Genomic DNA, 2500 nt, shown 5'->3' with positions numbered 1-2500 from the left:
CCTAGGGGTGAAAGGCCAATCAAACTCGGAGATAGCTGGTTCTCTGCGAAATCTATTTAGGTAGAGCGTCATCCGAATACCCCGGGGGGTAGAGCACTGGATGGGTAATGGGGCCCCACAGGCTTACTGATCCTAACCAAACTCCGAATACCCGGGAGTACTAGATGGCAGACACACTGCGGATGCTAACGTCCGTAGTGGAGAGGGAAACAACCCTGACCTACGACTAAGGCCCCCAATTCATGGCTAAGTGGGAAAGCAGGTGGGACGACCAAAACAACCAGGAGGTTGGCTTAGAAGCAGCCATCCTTTAAAGATAGCGTAACAGCTCACTGGTCTAAATAAGTTGTCCTGCGGCGAAGATGTAACGGGGCTCAAGCCATGAGCCGAAGTCTAGGGATGCGTAAGCATCGGTAGCAGAGCGTAGTGTGACATAGTCTCATTCCTCCTTCATGCCTTCGGGCAGATTGGAGGAGAGAGGCTTTCGATGAAGCCGGGGCGTGAGCCATCCGGTGGAGAGATCACTAGTGAGAATGATGACATGAGTAGCGACAAAGAGTGTGAGAGACACTCTCGCCGAAAGTCCAAGGGTTCCTGCTTAAAGCTAATCTGAGCAGGGTAAGCCGGCCCCTAAGCCGAGGCCGAAAGGCGTAGGCGATGGGAACTAGGTTAATATTCCTAGGCCGTGGAGTGGTGACGGATCTCAGGTGTAGTTCATCCTTATCGGATTGAATGGGCTGCTGAGAGGTTCCTGGAAATAGCCCTCCTATAAGACCGTACCCTAAACCGACACAGGTGGACTGGTAGAGCATACCAAGGCGCTTGAGAGAACGATGTTGAAGGAACTCGGCAAAATACCTCCGTAAGTTCGCGAGAAGGAGGCCCGGTTCCTAGGCAACTAGGGGCTGGGGGCACAAACCAGGGGGTGGCGACTGTTTATTAAAAACACAGGGCTCTGCGAAGTCGCAAGACGACGTATAGGGTCTGACGCCTGCCCGGTGCCTGAAGGTTAAAAGGAGAGGTGAGAGCCTTGAATTGAAGCCCAGGTAAACGGCGGCCGTAACTATAACGGTCCTAAGGTAGCGAAATTCCTTGTCGGGTAAGTTCCGACCTGCACGAATGGCGTAACGACTTCCCCGCTGTCTCCAACATCGACTCAGCGAAATTGAATTGCCTGTCAAGATGCAGGCTTCCCGCGGTTAGACGGAAAGACCCCGTGCACCTTTACTACAGCTTCGCACTGGCATCAGGATTGTGATGTGCAGGATAGGTGGTGGGCTTTGAAGCAGAGACGCAAGTCTTTGTGGAGCCTCCCTTGAGATACCACCCTTCGCACTCTTGATGTCTAACCGCGGTCCGTTATCCGGATCCGGGACCCTGCGTGGCGGGTAGTTTGACTGGGGCGGTCGCCTCCTAAAGCGTAACGGAGGCGCGCGAAGGTTGGCTCAGAGCGGTCGGAAATCGCTCGTTGAGTGCAATGGCAGAAGCCAGCCTGACTGCGAGACTGACAAGTCGAGCAGAGTCGAAAGACGGCCATAGTGATCCGGTGGTCCCGAGTGGAAGGGCCATCGCTCAACGGATAAAAGGTACGCCGGGGATAACAGGCTGATACTGCCCAAGAGTCCATATCGACGGCAGTGTTTGGCACCTCGATGTCGGCTCATCTCATCCTGGGGCTGGAGCAGGTCCCAAGGGTACGGCTGTTCGCCGTTTAAAGAGGTACGTGAGCTGGGTTTAGAACGTCGTGAGACAGTTCGGTCCCTATCTGCCGTGGGTGTAGGAGACTTGAGAGGAGTTGCCCCTAGTACGAGAGGACCGGGGTGAACGATCCACTGGTGGACCAGTTGTCGTGCCAACGGCAGTGCTGGGTAGCTATGATCGGACAGGATAACCGCTGAAGGCATCTAAGCGGGAAGCCCCCCTCAAAACAAGGTCTCCCTGAGGGCCGTGGAAGACCACCACGTCAATAGGCCGGAGATGTAAGCGCAGTAATGCGTTCAGTTGACCGGTACTAATCGCCCGATAGGCTTGATTTGATCCAGTAATGGAAAGACTGCCAACCGCCTCAAGTAGCGAAGCGGTAGGCGAACAAATAAGCCAAAAACATACACCTCAGTAAACATGGATAACTTCGCAGCAAAACGCTGCGGTGTTGATTGACATAACTACCGAGTGGCAACGCGCATTTGCATGCAAATACGCTGCCTGCCACCCGTCGCTTTTGCTCCGCAAAAGCCGACGTGGGGATTTTCCTCGGTTTGGTGGTCATAGCGCAAGTGAAACACCCGGTCCCATCCCGAACCCGGAAGTTAAGCACTGCCGCGCCAATGGTACTTGGGCTTAAGCCCCGGGAGAGTAGGTCACCGCCAAACCTAGAAAAATCCCAAAATCTCTCTAACGATATCGCACTTATTCGACCCTGTCGCGGGATGGAGCAGCCCGGTAGCTCGTCAGGCTCATAACCTGAAGGTCGTAGGTTCAAATCCTACTCCCGCAACCA

The 2500-nt window shown here is 54.4% G+C and carries 1 tRNA gene and 2 rRNA genes (1 of these 3 cut by a window edge); all 3 read left to right on the top strand.

The window, feature by feature from the left end:
- Positions 1-2036: ribosomal RNA gene (locus AC2FJC_RS23615) — 23S ribosomal RNA — on the top strand (it extends 794 nt beyond the left edge of the window).
- A gap of 221 nt (positions 2037-2257) precedes the next feature.
- Positions 2258-2372: ribosomal RNA gene (gene rrf, locus AC2FJC_RS23610) — 5S ribosomal RNA — on the top strand.
- A 51-nt stretch (positions 2373-2423) separates the two neighbouring features.
- Positions 2424-2500, top strand: a tRNA-Met gene (locus AC2FJC_RS23605).

It is taken from the genome of Ruegeria sp. CDSB117 (genome assembly GCF_059611005.1).
The sequence above is the reverse complement of the archived record's forward strand: the minus strand, read 5'-3'. Positions and strand labels throughout refer to the sequence as shown.